Origin of the sequence: Lentilactobacillus dabitei, assembly GCF_019061365.1 — a bacterium.
GTDB lineage: Bacteria > Bacillota > Bacilli > Lactobacillales > Lactobacillaceae > Lentilactobacillus > Lentilactobacillus dabitei.
In genome coordinates this window covers 1-256 of sequence record NZ_JAHPPD010000207.1, presented here as the reverse complement: position 1 = coordinate 256, position 256 = coordinate 1, and the positions used below count along the sequence as shown (strand labels likewise).

At 47.7% G+C, this 256-nt stretch carries 1 pseudogene; it reads right to left on the bottom strand.

Going from position 1 to position 256, the window contains the following annotated elements:
* Positions 1-256, bottom strand: a pseudogene (locus tag KTE19_RS13800) (RNA-guided endonuclease InsQ/TnpB family protein); the annotation flags it as partial.

Sequence of the window (256 nt, the reverse complement as noted above, 5' to 3'; positions counted from 1 at the left end):
TGGGCCTTGGCCAGTTTACCTTTGACTGTTCGATAGTAACGGGGGTTGGCAATGACGTTGCCATTGGAATCCGTGAGAAAGTTGTCCGTATTGAGGTCAATGCCGATGGTCATCTGCGTTTTCCTAACCGTTTGTACAACGAAAGGCTGTTTCGAAGCTAGTTGCAATGAAACGTAATAGCGACCCGTGGCATCCATTGAAATCGTCACGGTTCCAATCCGAATCTCGTTCTTTTTGGCCAATATTTTCGCCGGCA